Below are 26,609 nucleotides of genomic sequence, written 5' to 3' on the forward strand. Positions count from 1 at the left end.
ACATCTCAGCATTCAACGCCGTCAACGTCACAGTCTGTGCGAAGGCCGGCAACGTCGTCGCTGCTAAGACCAAAAATGTGGACGCGTATAGGCGCTTCTTCAGGGGGACAGTCATTGTCTGTATCCTTACAATTCATCGTTAAAAAGAGCGTGGTTTCACTTGGCGAAACACATGCTAGGTTGTTTCCGGCGGTATCTTTGGTCCCACAAAATGTTTGAACTGGGGCGAATTGGCGGCAAATGCAAGACAACTTGCAAGATTGCAAGGTAAGCGCAAATCTACATGCACCACCAAGTTTACGCAAGATTACTTGCATAGCGTTAAAACTTGTGCAAGATTGCATGCATAATGTGACTCATGACGAAAGACCAACATATGTCAGTCCTTGAAAAGATCGCGGAAAGCTCCTCAAACTTGACGCCAAACGAGAGGCTCATGGTGCAAGCAGTAATCGAAAGCCCAACTGCTGTTGCATTGGGGACGGCAAACGATCTGGCTGGTTCTGTCGGTGTGCACGAGGCGACTGCATCCCGTCTCGCGCGTAAGCTTGGCTATGCCAGCTATGCCGCATTTCGCGACGCATTACGTGAGGAGTTTATCGCCACACGCGAGACTGCAACGCGATTTGAAAAGACATTTGACGGGACAGCCCCCGATTCCATCCTGGGCAATCTGGCCTTGCAAGAGGCGCAGGCGTTGGGACAGGTCGAGAACGCGATTTCGGCCGAACAGATCAATACCGTCGCTGAAAGGCTGATCCGTGCCGATCGCATTTTCATCTACGGCTATGGTAACTCTGAGGTGCTGTCGCTGATGATGAGCAAGCGGTTCCGCCGCTTTGGCAAGGATGTGCACCAACTGGATGGTGATCCGCGCCATCTTGCCGAAGGCGCCCTGGGTATGCGCGAAAATGATGTTTTGCTGACCTTCGCTTTCCGGCGTCCGCCACGCAGCTATGAAGCCTTGATGCAGACGGCCCGCGAGGCCGGCACAGAGACAATCGTGATTTCGGGAAATAGGGGTGCAATCTTGTCGCCGCAGCCCGACCACCTGCTTCGCGCCCCACGCGGTGGAGACGCGGATTCATTCCAGACGCTGGTGGTGCCAATGACTGTCTGTAACGCCATTGTTGTCGCCGCAGGTTCACAAAACAAAGATAAATCACTGCAAGAGCTGGAACGGCTTGGGCAATTGATTGAACGGTTCGACTGATCGGACCGCCATAACGGGAGGAAACCATGAGTATCACCAAAACAACGTGCCTCGGCGCGATCGGTCTTTTGCTGTCTACGACAATTGTAGCGGCGCAAGATCTTGACGCGATGACGGCAGAAGAACTGCTGCCGCTCGCGCAGGCGGAAGGGACGGTCACCGTTTATTCTTTCACCAGCCGGATCGGCAAGGTCGAGGCGGCGTTCGAGGCCGCCTATCCGGGCATTGATCTGCAGGGTTTTGATATCTCATCAACCGAACAGATCGCCCGCCTGAGCGCGGAAGCGCAGGCTGGCGTCACCAATGCGGATGTCGTCTATGTATCCGACGCGCCAGTCGTGTTGGAAGCCCTGCTGGCACCCGGGATCATCGCACCTTATGTGCCGCCCCGCGTGACGGATCGCGTACCAGCTGAATTTCAATCACCTTTGCTGGCACAGCGACTGTCCACAAAAGTGCTGATGTATAACGAAGAAGCCAACCCTGATGGTGCGCCGGTCGACTCGCTCTGGGATCTGACACGCGATGAATGGGCGGGCCGTGTGGTTATGGTCGATCCGCTACAGCGCGGCGACTACCTTGATCTGATGACCGAGATTGTGTTGCGCTCCGATGAGATGGCTGCAGCATATGAGGCCGAGTTTGGTGAAGTCATCGACTTGGATGGCGCTGCGAATGCAGGTGAAAAGTTCATTATGGATCTTTTCGCAAATGATGTGATCCTTGTGGGCTCGACCGATGATGTGAATGCCGCAGTAGGCGGATTGGGGCAGGATAATCCACCGGTTGGATTTACCAGCTACTCTGATCGCCGCGACAACGAAGAAGAGAGTTGGGCATTGCAGGTTGCCAATGATGTGGCACCCGCACCGGGTATCATCTTTCCGGCGGTACTGGCCCTGACTGCAGAGCCGAACAACCCGGCCGCGGCCCGTCTGGTGATCGACTTTTTGATGGGTGACGAGACAGAGACTGGCGGACCGGGCCTCGCCCCGTTTTATGTCGCGGGAGACTACGTCACCCGGACGGATATTCCACCGCATCCAGATGCGGTGCCACTGGATGACTTCACCGCTTGGCGCGTCGCCCCGGCTGAAACAGCCAAGATCCGCGCCGAAATCGGCGATCTTGTCCTGACGCTACAGTAATGCAACTCTGAAGGGGGCATTCATTTGCCCCCCTCTGCATCTGCCTCATCATACATCGCAAGGGTCACCGAATGGCTGATATCGCCATGAGCCGTCAGGGACAACGGGTCTTTTTCAAGCAGGGTACGGTTCTCAAGATCGTCGTGTTGCTGTTGCTGATCGCGCTGATCGTGCTGCCGCTGATCCGCACGGTTTTGTTTACGCTTCGCCCTGATGTGATCGGGGCCTGGGGTGATGTGCTGTCGGGCAGGCTGTCCACGAACCTGTTCTACAAACCGCTCAAGAACACGCTGCTGATCGGGTTGATTGTCAGCACCGGCTGCGTGCTGCTTGGCGGGTTTCTTGCATGGTTGGTGGTCATGACCAACGTCCCCTATCGACGGACCATTGGGGTGATGGCGACATTGCCTTTCATGATCCCGTCCTTTGCAGCCGCCCTGGCTTGGGGCACCCTGTTTCGCAATGATCGTGTGGGCGGGCAGATCGGCTGGTTTCAGGGCTTGGGCTTTGACGTGCCCGACTGGTTGGCCTGGGGCATGGTGCCGACACTGATCGTGTTGACGCTGCATTACTTCAGCCTGGCCTTCACGATTATCGCTGCCGCGCTGGCCACGGTGAATTCCGATCTTGTCGAAGCAGCACAGATTGTAGGCGCCAAGGGGCGGCGCATTCTGATGGGGATCATCCTGCCGGTCACAACCCCCGCATTGGTGGCGGCAGGATCGCTTTGTTTTGCCGGTGCTGTATCGAATTTCGCCACCCCAGCACTTTTGGGCCTGCCTGTGCGGATGCAAACATTGTCGACCCGCCTTTTTGGAATGATCGAAGTGGGACAGGTCGGACGTGGTTACGTCATTGGCATTCTTTTGGTCATCATTTCAGGCATTTTTCTCTGGGCGGGCAACCGCGTTGTGTCGGGCCGCCGGTCATACGCCACCATCACCGGCAAGGGCGGGCGGGCCAAGCGGTTTGATCTGCGCGGTGCGCGCTGGCCGCTCTTTGCTGTCGCGATGGTGTTCTTGCTGGCATCGACTGTGGTGCCGGTGATCGTGCTGCTGGCATCCAGCTTTGCCCCATCATCGGCCAACCTGTTTTCAGGCTGGACAGCGCATTACTGGATCGGCGCCAGCAACCCCTCCTTTGCACAGGGCGTTCCGGGTATCGTCTATAACGCTGATATTGTGCGCGCGCTTATGGTGACATTGTCGTTGGGTCTGGCCGTGGCTTTCACCGGCATGATTGTGGGTCTGCTGGCGTCTTATACGACCGCGCGTTATCGCGAAGGCTGGGCCTCTGCCGCAATCACCCAGATCAGCTTCCTGCCACTGCTCGTGCCCGGCATCGCGTTCGGCGCGGCCTATATCGCCTATCTCGGCGCACCGATCGGGCCGTTTCCGGCGCTTTATGGCACCTTTGCATTGCTGGTCATCGCGGGTACGGCTTATCTGCTGCCGTTTTCGGTGCAGACGGGACGTGCTGTGATCCAGCAGGTCGGTGGAGAGCTTGAGGAAAGCGCGCGCCTGACCGGCGCTGGTTTTCTGCGCAGACTTGGCGCGATCACAGTGCCACTTGCCATCCGGGGGTTGGCTGCTGGCGGTATTCTGATCTTTGTCAAAATTATCCGTGATCTGTCGCTTGTGGTGTTGCTGTTCACACCGACCATGCCGGTGCTGTCCGTGTTGGCCTATCGCTACGCATCAGAAGGATTTGGACAATTCGCCAATGCGATCACTGTTGTGATCTTGACCATCTCAATCGTGGCGACACTGATCGCAAACCGCCTGCAGGCGAAATCGCAGCCCTGGCTGAAGGATTGAAGACCTATGCTTGACATCAAAAACCTCACCAAACGCTTTGGCGATTTCACCGCCGTCAAAGATGTTTCGATTTCGGTGCCTGACGGCGCGTTTCTTGTGCTTTTGGGGCCATCGGGTTGCGGCAAGACAACATTGCTGCGGATGCTGGCCGGGCTTGAACTGCCAAGCGCCGGGCAGATCATATTTGACGAACAGGTTGTGTCGGATGGCGATCAAAGTTGGTCTGTTGATCCGGCAAAACGAAACTCCGGCCTTGTGTTTCAATCCTATGCGTTGTGGCCACATATGTCAGTACGGGGCAATGTGGAATGGCCGCTTAAGGTCGCAAAGATGCCCGCATCCGATCGACAAGCCCGTGTTGATGAGGTGCTCAAACTTCTCGACATCCATGCATTGGCTGACCGCTACCCTAACGAGATATCAGGCGGCCAACAGCAGCGCGTGGCCATCGCCCGCACCATCGCACCCAAGCCAAGTGTTCTGCTCTTCGATGAACCTTTGTCAAATCTGGATGCCAAATTGCGGGTCGAGATGCGGACCGAACTCATGCGTCTTCACCGCGCCACCGGAGCAACCACAGTCTATGTCACGCACGACCAGATTGAGGCGATGACAATGGCCAGCCATGTGGCCGTCATGAACGAGGGACGGGTTCAGCAATTCGGTAGCCCTGCGGACCTGATCGATCAGCCCCAAACGGCCTTTGTCGCGACATTCGTTGGCACACCGCCCAACAATATCATTCCCGTGGCCAAGAACGGCAGTGGCTACAAGGTTGGTGGCCGCAATATGGCGCTGAGTCCGCCTGCCGATGAATGTCTGGCCATGTACCGTGCAGAGGCGATGCACATCACTGACCAACCAAACGAACGAACGCTGCCCATGGAATTGGTCGAGGTCAGCGCCATCGCAGGGCGCACAATGGTCACAGGGCTGTCAAAGGATCTGCGATTGACCGCCATCGTGGATCGTGCAGATAGTGCGCGGATTGGTGATACCGTGCAATTTGAACTTCCTGCTGAACCGCAATGCTGGTTCGCTCTTGACGGCGAAAGGATCGGCTGATGCGTATTCTTCTGGTAAGACATGGGCAATCACAATGGAATGCCACCCACCGCCTGCAAGGTCAGGCAGATATCGCGCTTTCAGAAACAGGGCGTAGCCAAGCGGACGCCTTGCGCACCACGATTGACGGGCTCAAACCCTGTCGCGCCATCACCTCTGACCTTGAACGGGTGCGTGAAACGGCAGCGCGGATCGGTGCGCCTGACGCGACCCCGATCCGTGACCTTCGCGAGATTGACGTGGGCGACTGGACGGGCCGCACAACTGCCGACATCATCGCAGAAGATGAGGCTGCCTATCTGGCCTGGCGCGCAGGCACCGGCACACCGCCGGGAGGAGAGCCATGGGAGGCGTTTGCCGACCGAGTCACCGCCGTGATACGCAGTGAAGCAGAGACCCCGTGCACTAACCTGCTGGTCGCCTGTCATGGCGGGGTCATCCGCGCGATCCTACAGCGCTTCCTTGACCTGCAACCGGCCAGCATCATCCCCGTCGCCCCGGCAAGTTTGACTGCATTGCGGCTGGAGAACGGGAATGGCAAGCCACACCGGCTTGAGCTCTTCAACTACCGGCCGACAAGCCTCGATTTCGGGGCACCGGACTGATTGGCCAGAAAGCAGAGTATCTAATAACAGATGTCGTTGGAACTACTCGAACCAGTCATCGGGCGATAGATGTATGACTGGAAGGTCCGCTGTGTTTACCCCTAAGACAGAAACGCGCGAAACCTGGCGCAGCATGGCGTGACGGGACCATCTGTCTAATTTCAGAAGACATTCCGGGCAATATCAAAGATACGCGACATTCCACATAACAATTATCCCGACGTCAGGTCAGAACGCCACGCCCCTTGCCGATCCCGCCTGCCCCTGTAGCATCACCATAAACGGAGGAGGCTTTCATGGAACATGCAGGAAAACACGCGCTCGTCACCGGTGGCGGCACCGGGATCGGCAAGGGCATCGCCATCGCGCTGGCCGAGGCCGGGGCCGAGGTCACGATCACCGGTCGCCGGGCTGATAAGCTGGAAGAGGTCGCAGCGCTCAACCCGCGCCTGCACGCCCTCGTGATGGATGTGGCGGAAGAGGCATCGGTGCGCGATGGCGTTGCTCAGGCCGCAGCAAGTCGAGGCCCTGTGCAGATCTGCATCGCCAATGCAGGCATCGCCGAAGGCAAACCCTTTGGCGATACCACCCTCGCCGATTGGCGCCGCATGATGTCCACCAATCTCGACGGTGTGTTTCTGACGCTGCAGGCCGCACTGGCGACGCTCGGCCCCAACGATACGGGCCGCATGATCGTGATCAGCTCCATTGCCGGGGTCCGGGGGCTGAAAAACGCCATCCCCTACACCGCCAGCAAACACGCCGTTATCGGGCTGATCCATGGGCTCTCCGAGGAATACATGAAGCGCCCCATCACCTTCAACGCGCTCTGCCCGGGCTATGTGGACACCGATATCGTGCGCAACCAGCTCCCCGGCCTGATGAAACGGTTCGGCGTCGATGAACAGGGCGCGATCGATGCGATTGCCAAGGGCAACCGCAGCCGCAATCTGCTCGCGGTTGATGAAACCACATCAGCGCTGATGTGGCTTTGTTCTGACGGGGCGCGGAGCTTCAACGGACAAACAGTCGAGATTTCCGGCGGTCAGGTCTGACACCACAAAAGGAGATGCACCATGATTGCCACGATCCTCATTCTACTCGTTGCGTTGATCCATGCCTATTTTCTGGTGCTCGAGATGTTCCGATGGGAGGCCCCGCGCACCCGCAAGGTTTTCGGGACAACGCCGGAATTTGCCGCCGAAAGCCGGGTGTTGGCCGCCAATCAGGGGCTCTATAACGGCTTTTTGTCGGCAGGGTTGATCTATGGTCTCTGGCTGGGTCAAGCGGGCGCGCCGCTGATCAGCTTTGTGCTGGTCTGTGTGGTTATCGCGGGCATCTACGGCGCGATAACGGCGACAAAGGCTGCTTTTGTGGCCCAGACCATCCCCGCTGCATTGGCGTTAGGCGCTTTCTGGCTCGGGCTCTGACACGGTATCCTTGCCTTCATCCAGAAACGACGTGTCCCCCTTTTCCGGGGGCACGTCATAGCCATGCACCTGCACGTTCAGCGCCGCCCCCAGCAGGATCAGATAGGCACTGACATAAAGCCACAAAAGCAGACCGATCACCGCCCCGATTGATCCGTAAACCTCATTATAACTGGCAAAGTTGGTCAGGTAGTAGGACAGCCCGACAGACGCCGCGACCCACAGCACTACGACCACAAACGCCCCCACCGTGAACCAGCGCCCGCGGCTGCCAATGCGGGCCGGACCAAAGCGATACAGCAAGCTGAGCGCCAGTAACAGCACGCCCAGCGCAATGAGCCAGCGCGCGGCCTCCAACAACCATGCGGTTGACGCCGCCAGCGGCAGGAACGCCAAGACGATCGGCAGGACGATCACCACGACCATCGCGACCAGCCCAAGGGCGACCAGTGCGACCGTCAGCATGAAAGCAACAGCCATCTGCCAGATACCATTGCGCATTCGCTGCCCCGCGATGGCGTTCAGCCCGCCAATCAATGCACCGACGCCCGCCCGACAGGACCAAAGTGCCAGCGTAATTGACACCAACGTGGCCCATCCCAACGTTTCAGGTCTGGCGGTAATCAGACCGTTTACCTGTGCCGCCAGCAGGCTGAAGGCGTCAGGCGGGATGATCCCCTCCATCAACAACAATTGTTCGGAAATCGCGACTGGATCTGCCACAAGTCCGAAAATCGCGATCAGGGCGGCAATCCCCGGAAAAATGCCAAACATCCCGAAAAACGCCACACCTGCCGCGATCAGGCCGATATGCTTGTCGCTGGCCGTATTCCAGACAGCAACTAGAATGCGCCATATCTTTAGGCTGAATTGTATCACGCCGTCCCCTCAGGTTTTCATGGCTCAAGCGGTTAGATAGAGCAGTGTTGCACCAGTTGCCACTTTTCAGGGCATTTGAGGTCACAGTGTCGGCAGGAATCGTCACCGCGCGTGAAAAATAGGTCGCCCAATGGCTGACTTCGCGTTAACCTCGGGCAAAACGGGGCAAAGCCCGAAACTGGCAGGCAAGATTTTGAATACGTTAACTGAACACGTCAACACGTTGGCGGAGGATCTGTTTGAGCGTCATGCGCCACGCACGCTGGTCGCCGTAACCGGGGCCCCGGGCTCGGGCAAATCCACATTGGCGACTGAACTGGCGCGCCGCCTGAATGTCAGCAAACGCCAGACGGTCGTGGTGCCTATGGACGGGTTTCATCTGGACAATGCCGTGCTCGAGGACCGCGACCTGCGCCCCCGCAAGGGCGCGCCCGAAACCTTTGACGCACCCGGTTTCATCCGGCTGGTCCGGGCGTTGAAATCCGGGGAAGAGGTTTTCGCCCCCATCTTCGACCGCACCCGCGACATCGCCATCGGTGGCGCTATCGCCGTGCCGCCAGAGGCCGAATTCGTGATCGTCGAAGGCAACTACCTGATGTTTGATGAAACCCCGTGGTCGGAACTGGCCCCGCTTTGGGACGTTACCGCACGTCTTGACGTGCCGATGCCGGAACTGCGCGCGCGGTTAATCCACCGCTGGCTTAGCCTGAACCATTCGCGCGCCGTGGCCACCCGCCGGGCCGAAGGCAATGACATCCCCAACGCCCAGCGCGTTGTCGATCACGCCCTGCCTTGCGACTTTACATTTGACGGCCAACCCCATCCTGCGCCAAACCTGCCCGCATAATTTGCGAGGCATTTGATGATCCATACCGTTCAGACCGCCCCGATTGCGGGCCAGAAGGCAGGCACATCCGGGCTGCGGCGTCAAACCCGCGATTTCATGGGGCCTCATTTTCTGGAAAACTATGTCCAGTCCATCCTGAACGGGATCGGCGGTGCTGCCGGCAAAACTTTTGTGATCGGCGGCGACGGGCGCTACTTCAACGCCGAGGCCATTCAGGTGATCCTGCGCATGGCCGCCGCGAATGGGACCAAGGCGGTAATCGTCGGACAGAACGGGTTGCTGTCCACCCCCGCTGCCTCTCACCTGATCCGGCTGAACGGAACCGATGGCGGCTTCATTCTGTCGGCCAGCCATAACCCCGGCGGGATCGATGCTGACTTTGGCCTGAAATTCAACATGGCCAATGGCGGCCCGGCAACCGAGGCGGTGACGGATGCGATCTTTGCCCAGACCCAAAGCCTGCAATCCTATCAGATGCTGGATGCGCAGGATGTAGACCTCGCCACACTTGATGAGACGCAATTAGGCGATATGAAAGTGACTGTTGTCGATCCTGTCACCGATTATGCGGCGCTGATGCAGACGCTGTTTGATTTCGATGCGATCCGCGGCTTGTTCGCTGGTGGCTTCCGCATGGTATTCGACGCGATGCACGCCGTGACCGGGCCTTACGCGAAACATGTGCTGCAGAACCTGCTAGGCGCGCCCGAGGGCACCGTCATCAACGGCACCCCCCTGCCCGATTTCAACGGCGGTCACCCGGACCCCAACCCGATCTGGGCGCATGAATTGATGGGCATCATGACCGGCACCGACGCCCCCGATTTCGGCGCCGCCAGTGATGGCGATGGTGATCGGAACATGATCGTCGGGCGCGGCGCCTACGTGACACCCTCTGACAGCCTTGCGCTCATCGCGGCACACGCGCACCTCGCCCCCGGCTATGCGGAAGGTCTGGCTGGTGTGGCGCGCTCCATGCCGACCTCTGCCGCTGTCGACAGGGTGGCGGCTGCCAAGGGCATCGCCTGTTTCGAAACGCCGACGGGATGGAAATTCTTCGGCAGCCTTCTGGACGCCGGCAAGGTCAGCCTGTGCGGCGAAGAAAGCGCTGGCACCGGATCGGACCATGTGCGCGAAAAGGATGGACTCTGGGCCGTGCTGATGTGGCTCAACATCATCGCAGCCACCGGGAAGTCGGTGTCGGACCTGATGGCCAATCACTGGCAAACCTACGGCCGCAACTATTACTCGCGTCACGATTACGAGGCGGTCGACAGCGATATCGCCAACACACTGGTCGCGGATTTACGCGCGAAACTGCCTGAATTGGCCGGGCAAACCTTTGCCGGACTGACCGTCGTCCAGGCTGACGAATTCGCATATGACGATCCGCTCGATGGCAGCCATACCGCCGGTCAGGGGATCAGGGTCATGTTCGAGGGCGGCGCACGGGTTGTGCTAAGGCTCTCTGGCACCGGAACCCAAGGGGCCACGATCCGGGTCTATCTGGAGCGGCTGGAAACCAACCCCGACCTGTTGCAGCAAGAGGCCGAGGACGCGCTTGCCGATGTGATCAAAGCCGCTGACCTGATCACCGAAATCAGCACGCGCACCGGGCGGACAAGCCCCGACGTCAAAACTTGAGCCGCCAGAATTTTGAAAAAATTCTGGTCAATTTTCTTCGATAACAAAATTGCCGGTACTCAGATCAGGATCAGCGTGATCACCGGGAACAGCATCAGGATCACGACCCGCACGATATCTGAGCCCACAAAGAAAAGCACTGATTTATAGGTCGCCACCATCGGCGTTTCCTTATCCATGTTGTTGATAATGAACAGGTTCATCCCCACCGGCGGGGTGATCAACCCAACCTCCACCACGATCAACACCAGAATGCCGAACCAGATCGCAACCTCTTCGGTCGTCATCCCGAAATCCAACGTCTGGATCACCGGCCAGAAAATCGGGATCGTCAGCAGGATCATCGACAGGCTGTCCATCAGACAGCCAAGGATCAGATAGAAGATCAGGATCATGACCATCACGGTCCACGGGCTGAACCCTTGCGACGTCACCCAGCCTGATAATTCCTGCGGGACCTGTGTCAGCGCCAGAAACCCATTATAAAACCCCGCCCCAAGCACGATGAAAAAGATCATGCCGGTGCCGGTCGCCGTCTGCAGGATACTGTCGCGGAATACAGCCCAGTTCAGCGACCGTGAAAACAGCGCGATCAACCCGGTCCCCATCGCGCCAACAGCCGCCCCTTCGGTCGGGGTGAACCAACCGTTATAGATACCGCCCACGACCAGACCAAAAACGATCAACACCGGCCAGACCGCCAGCAGAGCCTTGAACCGCCGGCCATAGGGCAGCCGGGGGTGCGTGCCTGCCTGATCGGGAAAGAGGCGCACATAGATCGCGATGGTCAGCATGTAACCAAGTGCGGCCAGAATGCCGGGGATGAACGCGGCAGCAAAAAGCTTGGCAATATTCTGCTCCGTCAGGATCGCATAGATCACAAGGATCACCGATGGCGGGATCAGAATGCCCAGCGTACCACCGGCGGCCAGTGTCGCCGTCGAAAACCCGCCGGAATAGCCGTATTTCTTCAACTCCGGCAAGGCGACCCGGCTCATCGTGGCGGCGGTGGCCAAAGACGATCCGCAGATCGCCCCGAACCCGGCACAGGCACCGACAGCCGCCATCGCCATACCGCCCTTGCGATGGCCCAGCCACGCCTCTGCCGCCTTGAACAGCGCCCGCGACATGCCCGACAGGGTGGCGAACTGGCCCATCAGCAAAAACATCGGAATGATCGACAGGCTGTAGCTGGAAAAGGTCGAATAGACCTCTGACTTCAGCTTGGCCATGAAAACGACGGTCGTGTCGGTCGCCAGCCAGATACCACCAATCCCGCAGATCAGCATGGCCAACCCAATGGGCGCGCGCAGAAAGATCAGACCCAGCAGAACCGGAAACGACAGATAGCCAAGGGCAAGATCGCTCATCCCTTGCGCGCCCCCGTCAGGCGCAGGACCGCGCAATAGATGCTGACGATACTGGCGGTGATTGCGGCGGCGAAACTGGCGGCATAAGCCCACCAGATCGGAAACTGGATCAGGTAAGTTGTTTCACCATAACGGATTTTGTCCTGCATGCCGACAAACAGCCGCCAGGTGATCAGGATAATTGCGGCGGCCATCACTACGCTCCAGAACGTGGCAAGCGTATTGTTGGCTCGGGGCCCCATCCCGTTGGTAAAGATGTCCACCGTAGCATGAGAACCGGTCAGCTGGGTCAGCGGCAGAAACGCGAAAATGGCAAAGGCGATGCCCGCCTCGACCAGTTCAAAATCACCTGTGACCGGCCCGACACCCACATCCAGAAGCCATCTACCCACGCTCCCCAGAAACCCGGTATGCGAAAGCGCATTCGCCTCGCGCCCCAACACACTGGCACAGACCACCAACACCAGCAGGCACAGCACGATGCCGCCCAAAAGCGCCATCAGACGGGCCAGCCGTTCGATCCATAAATGCAGCACGCGGGTCTCCGGACACAATACGGCCCCCGGTATGTACCCGGGGGCCGCGATTGGTTTAGTTGCTGGCGCTATGTTTGGCAATCAGCGCGGTCGCGGCCTCGTAAAGGCCGGTACCATCAATACCGGCGGCATCAGCCTCCGCGATCCAGTTGTCGATGGTGGGCTGGGCCGCCTCTTTCCATGCGGCAACCTGTTCATCACTCAACGTGATGATGTTGTTGCCCGCCTCCTCGGCCAGCTTGCGGCCCGGCGCGTCATATTCCTGCATTGTCCGGCCTGCAAAGGCCGAAAATTCTAGCCCGGAATTAGCGTCGATCACGGCCTTCAGATCATCGGGCAGCCCGTCATAGGCGGCATTGTTCATCGCAAAGATAAACGCCGTTGTATAAAGCGCCTCACCCGGAAACTCAGTATGATTGCCGACCAGCTCCTGCACTTTCAGGGCCGGGACAACCTCCCACGGGATGACGGCGCCGTCGATCACGCCTTTGGACAGCGATTCAGGTACGGCAGGCACGGGCATGCCCACGGATGTGGCCCCCAGCCCGGTAAACAGCGTCGTGGTGGTGCGTGTCGGCGCACGCAGCTTCAGACCGTTCAGGTCGGCCACATCGGTGATCGGGCGGCTGGTATGCATCACACCGGGACCATGCACCCACAGACCCAGCGGCTTGAAGGCGGCAAATTCGGTGTCCATCATCCGCTCTTCGGCCAGTTCCCAATAGGCCCGGCTTGTCGCCTCGGCATCAGGTGAGATGAAGGGCAGTTCGAACACTTCGACCTGCGGGAAACGGCCGGGCGTGTAACCTGCCACGGTCCAGATGATGTCGGCCACCCCGTCAATCGCCTGATCGATCAGTTGTGGCGGCGTGCCGCCCAGCTGCATGGCCGGAAAGCGGTCGATCTTTATGCGGCCATCGCTGTCGGCCTCAACCTTATCGGCCCAGACATCCAGAATATGCGCAGGAACATTTGCCTGTGCCGGCAGGAATTGATGCAGGCGCAGTGTGACCTCTTGCGCGGCGGCGCTAGTGCCCAGCAAGGCAGCCGTCATAAGGCCGAGCATGGCGCGGCGTGTCGTTTTCATGGTGATCCTCCCTCGATCATAAACTGCCGCGATAGTGGGACGAAGCGCACAGCAGGTGCAAGTCACTTTCGGCGGCGCGTGGTAAATGCAGACGCCGCCTAGACAATAGTCGTCTCGACAGGGTCCAGATCGCCGATTGTGCCATAAAGTCGGTCACCCCGCACAACAGGTCCGACACCCGCAGGTGTGCCCGTCATGATCAAATCGCCGGGACCCAGTGTGTAAAGCGTGGAAAGATCGGCGATGATTTCGGGAACGGACCAGACCATATCGGACAGATGCGCCTCTTGCGTGACCAGATCGTTGACCGTCAACTGAATACGCAGACCACCCAACGGGCCCACATCTGATTTCGGCGTGATCGGCGCAATGATGGCCGCATTTTCGAAATCCTTGCCCGTGTCCCATGGCCTGCGCTTTTCCTTGGCCTGCGCCTGCAGGTCACGGCGGGTCATATCCAGGCCGCAGGCATAGCCCAGCACCGCCTCCATGGCGTCATCCGGTGGCACCTCACGCGCCACAGCCCCGATGGCGACCACCAGTTCCATCTCATGATGCAGGTCGGACGTGCGCGACGGATAGGGCATCTGCTGTCCTGACAGCAGCACCGCATGGGCCGATTTCGTGAAATAGAACGGGGCCTCGCGATCCACCTCGTGCCCCATTTCGGCGGCATGGGCGGCATAGTTGCGGCCCACACAAAAAATACGCGCAACGGGAAATCCATCACGCCCTTTGACAGGGATGACAGGCGTCGGGCGCGGCGGGAAAATGGTGTTGGTCATGCGCGCTCTCTCATTGTTGAGTTGTCGGATGGCGGGCGATGGCATATCTATGGTCAACCCGGGTATACTGCGGGCAAATAACAGGCAAACCCTTTTGGATTGCAAGGATATTCACGTGCCCGACGCGTTACCGCCACTGGACGATCTGGTCGCTTGCCCGCAATGCGACACGCTGCATCAGGCAACCGATCTGCCTGATAATGCACGGGCCTATTGCCAGCGCTGCGGGATTGTTCTGATGACGTCGCAACCGGCTGCCATTGCGCGTATCCTGAGCCTCGCGTTAACCGCCTTCATCATGATGATCGCCGCGATCAGTTTCCCATTTCTGACGCTGGATGCGGGCGGGCTGCACAATGCGACATCGGTGATCGACGCGGTTCTGGCCTTTGACGAAGGGCTGGCGATCCCGCTCGCGATTGCGGTGGCGTTTTTCATCGTGGGAATCCCACTGATCCGGCTCGGCGCGTTGATTTATGCGCTTGGGCCGCTGGTGCGCGAACAGCCCATAAGGGTTGGCGCGCGCAAGGCCTTCGGACTGGCCGAAACATTACGCCCCTGGAGCATGGCCGAGATTTTCATCGTCGGTGTGACAGTGGCGCTGATCAAGGTGGCTGGCATGGCCGCCGTGACAATCGGCCCGGCCTTCTGGGCATTTGCGGGCGTGGTGGTTATCACCGTTCTCAAAGATCAACTGATTTGCAGGTATTCGATTTGGGAAGCGCTGGAACAGAAGGCGGGCTGATCACCGCCCGCGACGCCGGTCTGGTCGCCTGCCAGCGCTGCGGGCAGGTCCATGCCCAAGATTCGCTTTATTGCAAACGCTGCGATGGGCGGTTGCAAAGCCGGGACACCGAAAGCCTGCAAAGGGTCTGGGCGTGGCTGTTTGCCGGGATGATTGCGTATATCCCGGCCAATATCTATCCGATGCTGCTGACCTCTACCCTGGTTGAACGCAGCGAAAGCACGATCATCGGCGGTGTCGTCGAGTTGATCGAGTATGGCTCAATCGGCATAGCTATCATCGTTTTTGTCGCATCGGTTGTCATTCCAATCGGGAAATTCCTGGCGATCGGCTATCTGGCGATCAGCGTCCAACGCGGATCGCAGGACAATCAGCATCAACGCCACAAGGCTTATGAAGTGGTTGAATTCATTGGGCGCTGGTCAATGATTGACGTGTTTGTCGTTGCAATCCTGTCGGCATTGGTGCAACTCAACACGATTGCCACAATCAATCCGGGCATTGCCGCCGTCAGCTTTGCTCTTTCGGTCATTTTCACCATGCTGTCGGCACAAAGCTTTGATTCCCGCATGATCTGGGATGTAAACAGGACCGCAGAATGACTGATACCCCAGCCCCACGGCCTGCCCCGCTTGACGTGCGGCCTGTCAAACAGCCGATGTGGAAACGGCTGTCGCTGGTCTGGCTGGTGCCGATAGCGGCCTTGTCCATATCGCTTTGGGCCGCTTGGCAGAATTATCAGGATCGCGGCACGCTGATCACCATCAGCTTTGAAAACGCATCCGGGATTACAGCCGGTGAAACGGTGATCAAGTATCGCGACGTGACCGTGGGCGAAGTGGAAGATGTCGAATTCGCCGATGGCCTGACGGACGTGCTGGTTCATGCGCGCATCGACAAAACCGTCGCCCCCTATCTGGATGACGACGCGGTCTTTTGGGTGGTCCGCCCGGATGTGTCGGTGCGCGGGATCACGGGGTTAGAGACTGTGCTGTCCGGCGTCTATATCGAAGGCAATTGGGACACTGATCCCGATGTGGCCCAATACGAATTCGTCGGCAATGAAGAGGCAATCCTGACCCGGGCCGGCCAGCGTGGCACATCGGTGGTATTGCGCACCGGCGATGGCGGGTCGATCACGGCGGGTGCACCGGTTCTGCACAAGGGCTTGCAGGTGGGTTATCTGGAACAGCCAGAATTGTCCTTTGACGGCAATCAGGTCGTCGTCTCGGCCTTTATCGAAAGCCCATATGACAGGCGCATTACTTCCAGCACGCGGTTCTGGGATACATCCGGGTTCAGCGTGTCCTTTGGGGCCGGTGGCGTATCGCTCGACGTCAGCTCCATCGCCTCGCTAATCGAAGGTGGCATCGCTTTTGACACAGTTGTCTCCGGCGGTCAGGCGATCCGCGACGGTCAGACATTTGACATATACCCTGACGAACAATCGGCCCGCGACAGCCTGTTTACTGACCCCAACGCCGCATCACTTCAGGTTGCGGTCCTGTTTGAACAATCAGTGACAGGGCTGACCAAAGGATCAGAAGTACGGTTTCAGGGGATCCAGATCGGCGAGGTTGACCAGTTGAACGCCATCGTTGTGGGCGAAGGTGCAAGCGCGCAGGTGCGGCTTCAGGCAGTGCTCGACATCCAGCCATCGCGCCTTGGGATGAGCCCGGAGTCGACCCCGGAGGATGCGCTGGCGCTCCTGTCCGATTTTGTGGCCCGCGGTTTGCGCGCCCGAATGGTGACAGGCAATATCCTGTCCGGCACGCTGGTCGTCGAACTGGTCCAGATCGAGGATGCACTGCCAGCGATCGTCACCCAGGCCTCTGGCCAGTACCCGGTCATTCCCACGACTGACTCTCAAATTTCTGACGTGGCGGCAACGGCCGAAGGCGTGCTGCAACGCATCAACGACCTGCCGGTTGAAGAGTTGATGCAAGGTGCCATCGACATGATGGACAGTATTGAGCGTGTCGCCAATGACGAAAGCACGCGCGCCGCACCGGCATCGCTGGTTGCGCTACTCGATGAAGCGCGCGCGCTCGTTGCCTCCGATGATGTGCAGGCCGTGCCCGGCGATCTGCGCAAGGTGATCAACGATATCGACGCCATCGTCACCAGCACCGCAGAGGCTGACATCGTTGCAGACCTAGATGCGGCCATTCAGACCACGGCGGCAGCCGCAGCCAATATCGAACTGGCCACCGAAAACCTGCCAGAGCTGATCACACAGATCGAGGCACTGACCGCCAAGGCCAACGCGCTGGCCATCGAAGATCTGGTGGAAACAGCGACCGATACGCTGGCCTCCATCGACCGTCTGGTCGGTAGCGAGGATGCAGCCGCCCTGCCCGCATCGCTGAACGGTGCGCTGGACGAAATGCGCGGCTTTCTGGAAGAGGTACGCGAAGGCGGGGCCATTGAAAACGTCAACGCAGCACTGGCATCGGCAAATGAGGCCGCACAGGCGATTGAACAATCGGTCAGCGGCCTGCCCGCCCTGTCCGAGCGCGCCAACCAGCTGGTGACCGAAACCCGCGCTGTGGTAAACAGCTACAGCGAACGGTCGCGGTTCAGCGCCGAGACGCTGGCGACATTGCGCGACATCCAGACGGCGGCGGACGCGGTATCGGCGCTTGCCCGCGCGATCCAGCGCAACCCCAATTCATTGCTCACAGGACGGTAGCCCATGTTGAAACGCTTGATGATCGTTGCCGCCCTTGGCCTTGCTGCCTGCGCACCACCGCCGGAACGGCTGGCGATGGCGCCACTGACGTCTGATCTGGAACTGCGCCCGCTGGTCAGCAGTGTCATGGTGCGCCCTGTGACCTTGCCCACCTATGCAGCGCTGGAAGAAATCGCTTTTGAAACACCGAACGGCCTGATCGCCAGCAATGCCGATATCCTGTGGGCCGATGACCAGCAGCGCGCCGTCACGCTGACAGTCACCCGCAACCTGGCGGATATCCTGAACACCAATGTAGTTCCTGAACCATGGCCTTTTGTCGGACTGCCTGATGTCGCCGTGGACGTGCAGGTTGAACGGATACTCGCCGGGGCGGACGGGAATTTTCAACTGACCGGACAGTTCTATGTCGGTGGCGACGGCATTGATTTCCGCAACAGCAGTCAGGCCTTCGCCATTGCGAAACCGATGGCTGATCAAAGCCTTGGCAGCATCGCCACGGCCCAGGCCGCAGCATTGCTGGATTTGTCGGAACAGATCGCCCGGACGCTAGGGCGCTAGTTTCACCCAAGCCCCGTCGCGCTTGGACGACCGCACACAGGCATCGACAAACTGCATCCCCGCCATACCGTCCGCGATCCCGGGATAGGTGACATCGGCAGGCACATCATTGCCGTCGCGGTGCGCCTCAATCGCATCTGCCGCCTCGCGATAGATTGTCGCGAACCCTTCCAGATACCCTTCAGGATGGCCCGCCGGTATGCGGGTCACGCGTTCGGCCGCATCCAGTGCGCCCTTACCGCCACGTGTCAGCAGGCGCTTTGGCTCACCATATGGCGTGAACCACAGCTGATTGGGGTTTTCCTGCCGCCATTCGATCCCGCCCTTGTCGCCATAGACCCGCAAGCCCAGACCGTTTTCATTGCCGGGGGCGACCTGCGAACACCACAGCATCCCCCGCGCGCCGCCCTTGTAGCGCAGCATCACATGGGCGTTGTCATCCAACTGACGACCCGAGACAAAAGACTGCAGATCAGCACACAGGCTTTCGACCTCTAATCCGGTGACAAACCCCGCAAGATTGAACGCATGGGTGCCGATATCCCCCGTCGATCCACCGGCACCTGACCGGGCCGGGTCCACGCGCCAGGCGGCCTGCTTGAAATCCTCCGGCTCGGTCAGCCAATCCTGTGCATATTCCACCTGCACAACCCGGATGGTGCCCAGATCGCCATTGGCGACCATCTGGCGCGCCTGCCGCATCATCGGATAGCCGGTGTAATTATGGGTCAGCACAAACAGCGCATCGCTGTCCGCCACTGCCTTCGCCATCTTTTTGGCGTCCGCCATGGTCGATGTCAGGGGCTTGTCGCAGATCACATGAATGCCGCGTTTCAGAAATTCGCGGGCAGCGGCGTAATGGACATGGTTCGGGGTCACAATCGCCACCGCCTCGATCCCGTCTTTCAGCCGCGCCTCGCGGATCGCCATCGATTTGAAATCATCATAGGTGCGAGCAGGGTCGAGCCCCAGCGCCTGCCCCGAGGCTTGCGCCTTTTCCGGGGTCGATGACAACGCACCGGCCACCAGTTCAAACCGCCCATCAATCCGCGATGCAATTCGGTGCACTGCACCGATAAACGCATCATTGCCGCCGCCCACCATGCCAAGTCGAATAGGTCGCGTCATCTTCAAATCCCCAACATCTTGCGGTTGGTCGCGTTATCGACATCGCCGCCTGCGAAGTCATCAAACGCGCGTTCAGTCACCCGAATGATGTGATCCTTGACGAATTGCGCGCCTTCTCGCGCGCCGTCCTCAGGGTGCTTCAGGCAGCATTCCCATTCGACCACGGCCCAGCCACTGAAATCATTGGCCGCCATCTTGGAAAAGATCGCCGCGAAATCAACCTGCCCGTCGCCCAGCGACCGGAACCGGCCCGCACGATCGACCCAAGGTTGGTAGCCGCCATAGACACCCTGTCGCCCGGTCGGATTGAACTCCGCATCCTTGACGTGGAACATCTTGATCCGGTCTTTGTAGATGTCGATATTGTCCAGATAATCAAGGCATTGCAGGACGTAGTGGGACGGATCGTATAGCATGTTGCAGCGGGCGTGCCCATTCAGACGTTCCAGAAACATCTCGAACGTGACGCCGTCATGCAGGTCCTCACCGGGGTGAATTTCATAGCAGACGTCAACCCCGCAATCCTCTGCATGGTCCAGAATGGGACGCCAACGGGACGCAAGTTCATCAAACGCGGCTTCAACCAGACCGGCAGGGCGCTGAGGCCACGGATAGATGAATGGCCATGCCAGGGCGCCTGAAAAGGTCGCCATTTCAGTCAGGCCCATATTCTTTGATGCGCTCAATGCCAGCTTGACCTGATCCACCGCCCATGCCTGTCGGGCTGCGGGGTCCCCTTGAACCTCAGGTGCCGCAAAGCCATCGAAAGCGGTATCATAGGCCGGGTTTACGGCAACCAATTGTCCTTGCAGATGCGTTGATAACTCTGTGACAGTAATGCCGTTTTCTGCCGCCTGACCTTTGAATTCATCGCAATAATCTTGCGACGATGCCGCCTTTTGCAGATCAAACAACCGGCCATCCCAACTGGGCACCTGCACCCCTTTGTAACCGCAGTCGGCGGCCCATTTCGTGATCGCATCCCAAGAGTTGAAAGGTGCCTCATCGCCAGCAAACTGCGCCAGAAACAGCGCCGGCCCTTTAATGGTTTTCATGCTGTGTCCTCCCGTTGTGATGGATTTTCTATAACGATTTAGGGCTTAGCGCCAGCCCGTTTGACGACCCCCGCAAAATCTGCGCATCGTGGCCCATGCTGATCGACAACCTGCAATATGCCAATTGGTCCGAAACCATCTTTCGCCAGATGCGCGCAGGCGGTGTCGATGCCGTTCACGCCACGATCGCCTATCACGAGAATTTTCGCGAAACCGTGCTGAATATTGAAAAGTGGAACCGGGATTTCGAACGGTTCCCTGATCTGATCATGCAGGCACGCAGTGCGGCGGATGTTGACACGGCCAAGGCCACGGGGCGGACGGCCATCATATTCGGGGCACAAAACCCCAGCCCGATTGAAGATGACATCGGGCTGGTGGAGATCCTGCACACGCTTGGTCTGCGTTTTATGCAGCTTAGCTATAACAACCAGTCACTGCTTGCGACCGGCTGTTATGAGGCCGACGACCCCGGCATCACCCGCATGGGCCGTCAGGTCATCGCGGAAATGAACCGGGTGGGAATGGTCGTGGATATGAGCCACAGCGCGGACCGGTCCACGATAGAAGCCGCCGAGATTTCGACGCGGCCCATCGCAATTACCCACGCCAACCCGCATGTCTGGCAACCAGCCTTGCGCAACAAGCATGATGAGGTGATCCGGGCGGTGACCGAAAACGGTGGCATGTTCGGCTTTTCGATTTACCCGCACCATTTACGTGGCGGTCCCGACTGCACGCTGCAGGAGTTCTGCGAGATGATCGCCCGAGCAGCCGAAAAATTCGGCACCGCGCATCTCGGGCTGGGCACCGATCTGTGTCAGGATCAGCCGGACAGCGTGGTTGAATGGATGCGTGTCGGGCGGTGGACCAAGCAGATCGACTATGGCGAAGGATCTGCAAACAATCCCGGCTTTCCACCCATGCCCGACTGGTTCAAGGACAATCGGGATTTCGGCAATATCGCGGCTGGTTTGCGCGCCACGGGCATGGATGAAGCCGAGGTGGCCGGTATCATGGGCGGCAACTGGTATCGGTTCTATCGCGACAGTTTTGGGCCAGCGTCAGTTTGAATCTTTGGCAATCGCCTTGCGCAACTCTGCCTCATCATAAGGTTTGGTGAGGATCGGAATATCTGCATATTTTTCCGCCATATCAGGGACCTTGCCGTAGCCGCTCGCAAAGACAAACTGCACCTCTTCCTCCAGCAGCTTGTCAGCAACGGGAAACGACGTTTCTGCACCCAGGTTGATATCGAGTACCGCGAAATCAAAATCGGCCTGTGTCAACGCCTCCAACGCCTCTGCAACGCCAGGAACGATGATCGTCTCTTCTACACCAATCCGTTGTAGCAGGGTTTCCGCATCCAAACCGATGATGATGTTGTCTTCGACAATCAGGACGCGGTCGGGTGGTGCTGATAATGGGGTTTGCTCTGGCGATGCGGGTGCAACAACATCGTCCTCGTCCGTCACAAAGCTGTCGACCGTGTTGGCTGGCAATACAAAGCTGGCCTCGACCCCCGTCAGTGTAAAGCGCAGATCGGCTTCGCCTTTCAATTCGAACGGGATCGACCGTTCGATAATCGTCGTTCCAAACCCGCGCCGCTCTGGCGCACTGACGGCTGGTCCGCCGGTTTCAACCCATGTCAGACCCAGCCCGTCATCGGATGTCTGCGCAAGATTGATCGCGACCTTGCCGTGGTCTGCAGTCAACGCCCCGTATTTGACCGAATTGGTCATCATCTCGTGCACGACAAGGGCCATGGTTGTATGCGCGTTCGGCACCAGCATTACATCCGGACCGGTGATTGTCAGCCGATCCATGCGGTCATTCAGATAGGCCGCCGCCTCCGTCTCGATCAACGCGCGCAGTGACGCGGGTTGCCATTTTTCGCGGGTGATCTGATCGTGCGCCATAGCTAGCGCATGGATGCGCCCACCGATCACTTTTGTGAAAGAACTGACATCGTTATGGCCTGCCCCGCTCTGGCTGACGACGCCCTTGATGAGGTTCAGGATATTGCGCACCCGGTGGTTCAGTTCTGCAATCAGCAGTTCCTGCTTTTCCTGCGCCTTTGCGCGTTCCTGCAGATTAGCATCAGCCATGCGCAACACGACCTCCATCAGCGTGACGCGCAGCGCTTCTGCCGATCTGATTTGCGCCGGTGTCCATTCGGCACAATGGTTGCGCACGGTTTCCTGCCAGGCCTCAAAGCTTTTGCGCGGCGTCAGCCGGGGGCCAAACTTGCCCTGCACCAGATTCTTGACGGGTTTGCCCGCCCACACGACGGATTTCGCGATTTCACGGCGAAACAGCACGATAAAATCACGCGGCGCACGGGACACCGGCAGAACGAGCATACCAGCCGCCTTGTTGACATAGGCCAGCGCGTCCGAGAAATGATCGCTCAGGCACTGGGTTGCATACACCTTGCCTGCAGCCGTTGTGTTCAAGAACGGCATCAGTTCAAGAAAGGCCTCCTTGCCTGGCGTTTCGCCGGTGCTTTGATAGGTGCCATCAATCCAGCCGACAGCCCCGTCATGCGGGATTACGTCCTGAATGGTGCTAACGATGGTGGCGAAGTTATTCGCGACAGAGGTATCGCCGGCCAATTGCACCATGATCTGGTCATGCAGCATTTGCGACCGGATCATATCCTGCCGCTCGATATCGGATTGCAACTGATCCAGCGTGTAGGAAAACAGCAGACCAAAAAGCTCGGCCGCAGATCGCACAGCGTAGGAATGCACTTTTGGCGTCCGATGATGGCAGGCAATCAGCCCCCATAATTCACCGCGTACCACGATGGAGATCGACATAGACGCGCCAACCCCCATATTGCGCAGATATTCCAGGTGAATGGGTGAAACCGCACGCGTGCTACTCAGGCTCAGATCCAGCGGTGCGCCCTCGGGGTTGAGCGTCGGGGCGATCTCAACCCCTGTGTCACCAACATCGGCAATGACGCGCAAGGGATTGCGAATGAAAAGCTTTCTGACCTGTTGGGGAATGTCCGATGCGGGATAGGCCAAACCCAGATAGGCCTCCATGCCCGGTTCTTTTACCTCGGCGATAACCTTGCCGCTGCCATTTGCCGAAAACTGATAAACCATGACCCGGTCCATTCCGGTCAGCATCTTCACCTGCCGGGCAGCCATCTGGCACAGTTGCGCCATCGTCGTGCATTGCGACATCCGGGCAATCATCGGGCGTACATAGCCGCCCAGATCGGCCTCCTCACCATTCGCACTATGCTCGAACTCCAGCACCAGATTACGCCCGGACCGGTGCATCGCAATGTCGCAAACCGGACCATCCCGGGCCGTCTGGATCGCAAACAACCGATCAACCATATCGTCAGATGCCACCAGCCGCAGTCGCGACTGAATGGCGTCAATGGTCTGTTCGGTCAGGACATCCCGGATCGGGCAACCGATCACATTCTTTGCCGACAGCCCAAGCATGCGGCACAAATTGCCGGATGCATGATTGATCATCCAATCCTCTGTCACGGACATCAACGCGCCAAAGGACTGGATCCTGCCGGGGATATGGACCGGTTCACGGTCACAATTGTTGATGCCAAGCGTCGCCTCATCGACCGCCGGATGATTGTCAGGCGGCATTGGCACGTCCCCCGTTCTTTGCGGCCACCAGACTGTCGTAAAACAGTCCAAAGGTGCGGTCTGCATCCGCTGCAAGCAGCTTCAGATCATTCGCCGGATCGGTCAGCGCCTCGATATCGTGGAGGAACCGCAACCAACCCGCTTTCAGTTCATCGCAGGACAGATAGGCCCCAGCAGCCCGGACCTGCGGATCCCGCGACAAGGACCAGCGCCGTCGCAGTATTCGTTTGCCGAAATGCGAACCGCAAACCACGTACGCTACGCCAAGCGGGTGAATGGGGTCACGCAGTCCGATCATTGGCCGGGGCAACCCAGGCACATCCATGACATCCAGATCCTGGTTCAGCGTTGTCAAAACGCGGCGCAAGATGGAACTAACCCAATTATCCGCCGGCAGGGCGGGCAAAAGCGCACGATAGGCCAACTGATGGGTGCGCAGAAAGGTGATGTATGATGCGCGATGGGCCAACGACAAGGTACTGACGGCCTGATCAACACGCTGGTGCGCCGCGGCCGTGTGCTGTTTGAGTTTTGTTCGCATCTGTACTTCCTGTCGCCGTCACGGGCATTTGGTGGTCAGAAACACGTTGCGCGCACCGCGCCAGCGTCAGCACTTTGTTCAAGCGCGATCGAGACACGGATTCACAGTCACTCACCCACGCAAGAAGGATCGGGCGAAGTGGTTAACAATTTGTTTACGAATACTCAGAGTACACCAAATACAACCATAGCGCGATCCCGCAAAACAAGGGGAAATGGCATTGCGTCAATGGGCCGAATAGGGAACACTCTGCCAAAGCGGCAAAGTTCGCTTTGTACTCTGGGAGGATTTTTATGAGACCAATATCAATGACACGCCGGGCCATCCTTGCCGCGGCGGCGGCAACGCTTTCGTTTGGATCGATGGCACAGGCTGACGGGCATCAGGTTGTCGACAGCATCCACTTTCTGATCCCCGGTGGCGCAGGTGGCGGCTGGGACGGCACCGCACGCGGCACAGGCGAGGCGCTGACAAATTCCGGACTGGTCGGACAGACCAGCTATGAAAACATGTCTGGCGGGGGTGGCGGTAAGGCCATCGGCTATCTGATCGAAAACGCCGAAAGCAATCACGGCACGCTCATGGTCAACTCGACCCCGATCGTGATCCGGTCGCTGACGGGTGTATTTCCGCAGAATTTCCGTGACCTGACACTGGTCGCCGGGACCATTGGCGACTATGCAACCATCGTTGTGGGCAAGGACAGCCCGATCAACTCGATGGATGACTTCATCGCGGCCTATAAAGCGGATTCCAGCGGCACTGCTATCGGGGGTGGCTCCGTCCCCGGCGGCATGGATCACCTTGTCGCCGCCATGGTGATGAAGGCCGCGGGCGAAGATCCGACAGTGGTGAAATATATTCCCTATGATGCCGGTGGCGATGCTATGGCGGCGCTGCTGTCCGGGGAAATCACGGCACTCAGCACCGGCTTTTCCGAAGCCATCGACCTGGCAAATGCTGGAGAAGTGAAAATCATCGGCGTCACAGCGCCTGAGAGGGTGGCAACCTTTCCCGATGCCCAGACCATGAAAGAGCAGGGCATCGATACCGAGTTTGTCAACTGGCGTGGCTTCTTTGCGGCCCCCGGCCTGCCAGAGGACAAGCTGGCGATGTATCAGGACGCGCTGGCCAAGATGTATGACACCGCCGAATGGGAAGAGGTCCGCGCCCGGAACGGTTGGGTCAACATCCACAATAACGGCGACGACTTCCTGAGCTTTCTTGAAAATCAAGAACAGGTCATGGGTGATCTGATGCGCGAACTGGGCTTCCTCTAAAGCCAAAACACCTGTCTGGCGGGATCGCTCGCCAGACAATCCGAATACCGGGGGGACAAGATGGCACTCGACCGCTGGATCGCATTGATCCTGTTACTGATCTGTATGGCCTATGCCTACACCGCGTTCTTCACCATGGACGCATCGCTCGCCCCATTCATGCGGAACACACCGATCTGGCCATCAACCTTTCCCAAGGTGCTGTCAGTCATGGCAATGATCGCCTGCGTGATCATTCTGCTGGGTTTTGAGGAAAGCCTGAGCGGCCCAAAGGACGGCGACATCGATTATCGACGCCTGACGGACTACAAGCTGGGGCAAGCCGTGATCCTGTTGGGTCTGATGGTCGCCTATGCCCTGCTTCTGCGACCCTTCGGATTTTTGGGATCAACCTTCGGCTTTATCATCGCTGGCTCGATGATCCTTGGCGAACGGCGCCTGCATATCCTGATCCCTGTCGCTCTGATTGCGGCGGGCAGCATCTGGTATCTGGTGCAAGAGGTGCTTGGCATCTTCCTGCGCCCCCTGCCGTTCTTCATGGGGGTCTAGGAC

The 26,609-nt window shown here is 58.6% G+C and carries 25 protein-coding genes; 16 read left to right on the forward strand and 9 right to left on the reverse strand.

The features are described from left to right. The first annotated feature begins 376 nt into the window (after nt 1–376). From ACFWW4_RS18845 to ACFWW4_RS18875, 7 genes are all read left to right on the forward strand, one after another. Nucleotides 377–1,213, forward strand: a complete 837-nt coding sequence (locus ACFWW4_RS18845) for a MurR/RpiR family transcriptional regulator (RefSeq protein WP_411892273.1) — start codon at nt 377–379, stop codon at nt 1,211–1,213. A gap of 26 nt (nt 1,214–1,239) precedes the next feature. Continuing rightward, complete coding sequence (locus tag ACFWW4_RS18850; RefSeq protein WP_411892274.1) at nt 1,240–2,361, forward strand: ABC transporter substrate-binding protein; 1,122 nt, start codon at nt 1,240–1,242, stop codon at nt 2,359–2,361. A gap of 71 nt (nt 2,362–2,432) precedes the next feature. Beyond that, a complete protein-coding gene (locus ACFWW4_RS18855; RefSeq protein ID WP_411892275.1) occupies nt 2,433–4,178 on the forward strand; it encodes an ABC transporter permease in 1,746 nt (581 codons plus the stop codon). Nucleotides 4,179–4,184: 6 nt separating this feature from the next. Next, entirely contained in the window at nt 4,185–5,243 is a 1,059-nt protein-coding gene (locus ACFWW4_RS18860) for an ABC transporter ATP-binding protein (RefSeq protein WP_411892276.1), read from the forward strand. Beyond that, nucleotides 5,243–5,848, forward strand: coding sequence for a histidine phosphatase family protein (locus ACFWW4_RS18865; RefSeq protein WP_411892277.1), 606 nt, complete (start codon nt 5,243–5,245; stop codon nt 5,846–5,848). Before ACFWW4_RS18860 ends, ACFWW4_RS18865 begins: the two co-directional genes overlap by 1 nt. A gap of 296 nt (nt 5,849–6,144) precedes the next feature. Continuing rightward, complete coding sequence (locus ACFWW4_RS18870) at nt 6,145–6,903, forward strand: SDR family NAD(P)-dependent oxidoreductase (protein ID WP_411892278.1); 759 nt, start codon at nt 6,145–6,147, stop codon at nt 6,901–6,903. Nucleotides 6,904–6,924: 21 nt separating this feature from the next. Next, on the forward strand, nt 6,925–7,278 hold the full coding sequence (locus ACFWW4_RS18875) for a DUF1304 domain-containing protein (RefSeq protein WP_411892279.1): 354 nt from the start codon (nt 6,925–6,927) through the stop codon (nt 7,276–7,278). On the opposite strand, the gene ACFWW4_RS18880 is transcribed toward ACFWW4_RS18875, so the two are convergent. Beyond that, nucleotides 7,252–8,157: a YihY/virulence factor BrkB family protein gene (locus tag ACFWW4_RS18880; RefSeq protein ID WP_393927011.1), complete on the reverse strand. Its 906-nt coding sequence runs from the start codon at nt 8,155–8,157 to the stop codon at nt 7,252–7,254. The two genes, ACFWW4_RS18875 and ACFWW4_RS18880, sit on opposite strands and share 27 nt — an antisense overlap. A 193-nt stretch (nt 8,158–8,350) precedes the next feature. On the opposite strand from ACFWW4_RS18880, the gene ACFWW4_RS18885 reads away from it, so the two are divergent. Together ACFWW4_RS18885 and ACFWW4_RS18890 are read left to right on the forward strand one after the other, a co-directional pair. Further along, entirely contained in the window at nt 8,351–9,004 is a 654-nt protein-coding gene (locus ACFWW4_RS18885) for a sugar transporter (RefSeq protein ID WP_411892314.1), read from the forward strand. A 15-nt stretch (nt 9,005–9,019) separates the two neighbouring features. Beyond that, the gene (locus ACFWW4_RS18890) at nt 9,020–10,648 is read left to right on the forward strand and encodes an alpha-D-glucose phosphate-specific phosphoglucomutase (RefSeq protein ID WP_411892280.1); all 1,629 of its coding nucleotides are present in this window, start codon (nt 9,020–9,022) and stop codon (nt 10,646–10,648) included. Between the two features lie 59 nt (nt 10,649–10,707). Here ACFWW4_RS18890 and ACFWW4_RS18895 read toward each other — a convergent pair whose 3' ends face one another. The 4 genes from ACFWW4_RS18895 to ACFWW4_RS18910 form a co-directional block, all read right to left on the reverse strand. Then, the gene (locus ACFWW4_RS18895) at nt 10,708–12,018 is read right to left on the reverse strand and encodes a TRAP transporter large permease (RefSeq protein WP_411892281.1); all 1,311 of its coding nucleotides are present in this window, start codon (nt 12,016–12,018) and stop codon (nt 10,708–10,710) included. After that, nucleotides 12,015–12,554 (reverse strand): TRAP transporter small permease, encoded by a 540-nt coding sequence (locus tag ACFWW4_RS18900; protein ID WP_411892282.1) that lies wholly within the window; start codon nt 12,552–12,554, stop codon nt 12,015–12,017. Before ACFWW4_RS18900 ends, ACFWW4_RS18895 begins: the two co-directional genes overlap by 4 nt. 55 nt (nt 12,555–12,609) lie before the next feature. Then, nucleotides 12,610–13,641, reverse strand: coding sequence for a TRAP transporter substrate-binding protein (locus ACFWW4_RS18905; protein ID WP_411892283.1), 1,032 nt, complete (start codon nt 13,639–13,641; stop codon nt 12,610–12,612). A 98-nt stretch (nt 13,642–13,739) separates the two neighbouring features. Next, nucleotides 13,740–14,426, reverse strand: a complete 687-nt coding sequence (locus tag ACFWW4_RS18910) for a fumarylacetoacetate hydrolase family protein (protein ID WP_411892284.1) — start codon at nt 14,424–14,426, stop codon at nt 13,740–13,742. Between the two features lie 115 nt (nt 14,427–14,541). On the opposite strand from ACFWW4_RS18910, the gene ACFWW4_RS18915 reads away from it, so the two are divergent. The 4 genes from ACFWW4_RS18915 to ACFWW4_RS18930 are packed head-to-tail and all read left to right on the forward strand — an operon-like array spanning nt 14,542 to nt 18,424. Then, nucleotides 14,542–15,171, forward strand: coding sequence for a paraquat-inducible protein A (locus tag ACFWW4_RS18915; protein ID WP_411892285.1), 630 nt, complete (start codon nt 14,542–14,544; stop codon nt 15,169–15,171). Further along, entirely contained in the window at nt 15,141–15,773 is a 633-nt protein-coding gene (locus ACFWW4_RS18920; protein ID WP_411892315.1) for a paraquat-inducible protein A, read from the forward strand. The genes ACFWW4_RS18915 and ACFWW4_RS18920 overlap by 31 nt, the downstream gene beginning before the upstream one ends. After that, a complete protein-coding gene (locus tag ACFWW4_RS18925; protein ID WP_411892286.1) occupies nt 15,770–17,863 on the forward strand; it encodes an intermembrane transport protein PqiB in 2,094 nt (697 codons plus the stop codon). The genes ACFWW4_RS18920 and ACFWW4_RS18925 overlap by 4 nt, the downstream gene beginning before the upstream one ends. A 3-nt stretch (nt 17,864–17,866) precedes the next feature. After that, a complete protein-coding gene (locus ACFWW4_RS18930; RefSeq protein WP_411892287.1) occupies nt 17,867–18,424 on the forward strand; it encodes a membrane integrity-associated transporter subunit PqiC in 558 nt (185 codons plus the stop codon). On the opposite strand, the gene ACFWW4_RS18935 is transcribed toward ACFWW4_RS18930, so the two are convergent. After that, nucleotides 18,413–19,552, reverse strand: a complete 1,140-nt coding sequence (locus ACFWW4_RS18935) for a Gfo/Idh/MocA family protein (protein WP_411892288.1) — start codon at nt 19,550–19,552, stop codon at nt 18,413–18,415. The genes ACFWW4_RS18930 and ACFWW4_RS18935 overlap by 12 nt on opposite strands. Before the next feature lie 2 nt (nt 19,553–19,554). Then, nucleotides 19,555–20,607, reverse strand: coding sequence for a sugar phosphate isomerase/epimerase family protein (locus ACFWW4_RS18940; RefSeq protein ID WP_411892289.1), 1,053 nt, complete (start codon nt 20,605–20,607; stop codon nt 19,555–19,557). Between the two features lie 95 nt (nt 20,608–20,702). On the opposite strand from ACFWW4_RS18940, the gene ACFWW4_RS18945 reads away from it, so the two are divergent. Next, complete coding sequence (locus tag ACFWW4_RS18945; protein WP_411892290.1) at nt 20,703–21,680, forward strand: membrane dipeptidase; 978 nt, start codon at nt 20,703–20,705, stop codon at nt 21,678–21,680. Here the strand turns inward: ACFWW4_RS18945 and ACFWW4_RS18950 are convergent. Then, a complete protein-coding gene (locus ACFWW4_RS18950; RefSeq protein ID WP_411892291.1) occupies nt 21,672–24,236 on the reverse strand; it encodes an HWE histidine kinase domain-containing protein in 2,565 nt (854 codons plus the stop codon). The two genes, ACFWW4_RS18945 and ACFWW4_RS18950, sit on opposite strands and share 9 nt — an antisense overlap. Further along, the gene (locus ACFWW4_RS18955; protein WP_411892292.1) at nt 24,226–24,777 is read right to left on the reverse strand and encodes a biliverdin-producing heme oxygenase; all 552 of its coding nucleotides are present in this window, start codon (nt 24,775–24,777) and stop codon (nt 24,226–24,228) included. The genes ACFWW4_RS18950 and ACFWW4_RS18955 overlap by 11 nt, the downstream gene beginning before the upstream one ends. Before the next feature lie 293 nt (nt 24,778–25,070). Here ACFWW4_RS18955 and ACFWW4_RS18960 point away from each other — a divergent pair, with 293 nt between their 5' ends. After that, nucleotides 25,071–26,057 (forward strand): tripartite tricarboxylate transporter substrate binding protein, encoded by a 987-nt coding sequence (locus ACFWW4_RS18960; protein WP_411892293.1) that lies wholly within the window; start codon nt 25,071–25,073, stop codon nt 26,055–26,057. A gap of 60 nt (nt 26,058–26,117) precedes the next feature. Further along, a complete protein-coding gene (locus tag ACFWW4_RS18965) occupies nt 26,118–26,606 on the forward strand; it encodes a tripartite tricarboxylate transporter TctB family protein (protein WP_393927027.1) in 489 nt (162 codons plus the stop codon). Nucleotides 26,607–26,609: the final 3 nt, after the last annotated feature.

Origin of the sequence: Yoonia sp. SDW83-1 (assembly GCF_046762885.1) — a bacterium.
GTDB lineage: Bacteria > Pseudomonadota > Alphaproteobacteria > Rhodobacterales > Rhodobacteraceae > Yoonia.

What these genes read in the sequence shown, in the direction of transcription:
- ACFWW4_RS18845 (WP_411892273.1), top strand. Translation starts at nt 377, where the DNA reads ATGTCAGTCCTTGAAAAGATCGCGGAAAGCTCCTCAAACTTGACGCCA.
- ACFWW4_RS18850 (WP_411892274.1), top strand. Translation starts at nt 1,240, where the DNA reads ATGAGTATCACCAAAACAACGTGCCTCGGCGCGATCGGTCTTTTGCTG.
- ACFWW4_RS18855 (WP_411892275.1), top strand. Translation starts at nt 2,433, where the DNA reads ATGGCTGATATCGCCATGAGCCGTCAGGGACAACGGGTCTTTTTCAAG.
- ACFWW4_RS18860 (WP_411892276.1), top strand. Translation starts at nt 4,185, where the DNA reads ATGCTTGACATCAAAAACCTCACCAAACGCTTTGGCGATTTCACCGCC.
- ACFWW4_RS18865 (WP_411892277.1), top strand. Translation starts at nt 5,243, where the DNA reads ATGCGTATTCTTCTGGTAAGACATGGGCAATCACAATGGAATGCCACC.
- ACFWW4_RS18870 (WP_411892278.1), top strand. Translation starts at nt 6,145, where the DNA reads ATGGAACATGCAGGAAAACACGCGCTCGTCACCGGTGGCGGCACCGGG.
- ACFWW4_RS18875 (WP_411892279.1), top strand. Translation starts at nt 6,925, where the DNA reads ATGATTGCCACGATCCTCATTCTACTCGTTGCGTTGATCCATGCCTAT.
- ACFWW4_RS18890 (WP_411892280.1), top strand. Translation starts at nt 9,020, where the DNA reads ATGATCCATACCGTTCAGACCGCCCCGATTGCGGGCCAGAAGGCAGGC.
- ACFWW4_RS18895 (WP_411892281.1), bottom strand. Translation starts at nt 12,018, where the DNA reads ATGAGCGATCTTGCCCTTGGCTATCTGTCGTTTCCGGTTCTGCTGGGT.
- ACFWW4_RS18905 (WP_411892283.1), bottom strand. Translation starts at nt 13,641, where the DNA reads ATGAAAACGACACGCCGCGCCATGCTCGGCCTTATGACGGCTGCCTTG.
- ACFWW4_RS18910 (WP_411892284.1), bottom strand. Translation starts at nt 14,426, where the DNA reads ATGACCAACACCATTTTCCCGCCGCGCCCGACGCCTGTCATCCCTGTC.
- ACFWW4_RS18925 (WP_411892286.1), top strand. Translation starts at nt 15,770, where the DNA reads ATGACTGATACCCCAGCCCCACGGCCTGCCCCGCTTGACGTGCGGCCT.
- ACFWW4_RS18930 (WP_411892287.1), top strand. Translation starts at nt 17,867, where the DNA reads ATGTTGAAACGCTTGATGATCGTTGCCGCCCTTGGCCTTGCTGCCTGC.
- ACFWW4_RS18935 (WP_411892288.1), bottom strand. Translation starts at nt 19,552, where the DNA reads ATGACGCGACCTATTCGACTTGGCATGGTGGGCGGCGGCAATGATGCG.
- ACFWW4_RS18940 (WP_411892289.1), bottom strand. Translation starts at nt 20,607, where the DNA reads ATGAAAACCATTAAAGGGCCGGCGCTGTTTCTGGCGCAGTTTGCTGGC.
- ACFWW4_RS18945 (WP_411892290.1), top strand. Translation starts at nt 20,703, where the DNA reads ATGCTGATCGACAACCTGCAATATGCCAATTGGTCCGAAACCATCTTT.
- ACFWW4_RS18950 (WP_411892291.1), bottom strand. Translation starts at nt 24,236, where the DNA reads ATGCCGCCTGACAATCATCCGGCGGTCGATGAGGCGACGCTTGGCATC.
- ACFWW4_RS18955 (WP_411892292.1), bottom strand. Translation starts at nt 24,777, where the DNA reads ATGCGAACAAAACTCAAACAGCACACGGCCGCGGCGCACCAGCGTGTT.
- ACFWW4_RS18960 (WP_411892293.1), top strand. Translation starts at nt 25,071, where the DNA reads ATGAGACCAATATCAATGACACGCCGGGCCATCCTTGCCGCGGCGGCG.
- ACFWW4_RS18965 (WP_393927027.1), top strand. Translation starts at nt 26,118, where the DNA reads ATGGCACTCGACCGCTGGATCGCATTGATCCTGTTACTGATCTGTATG.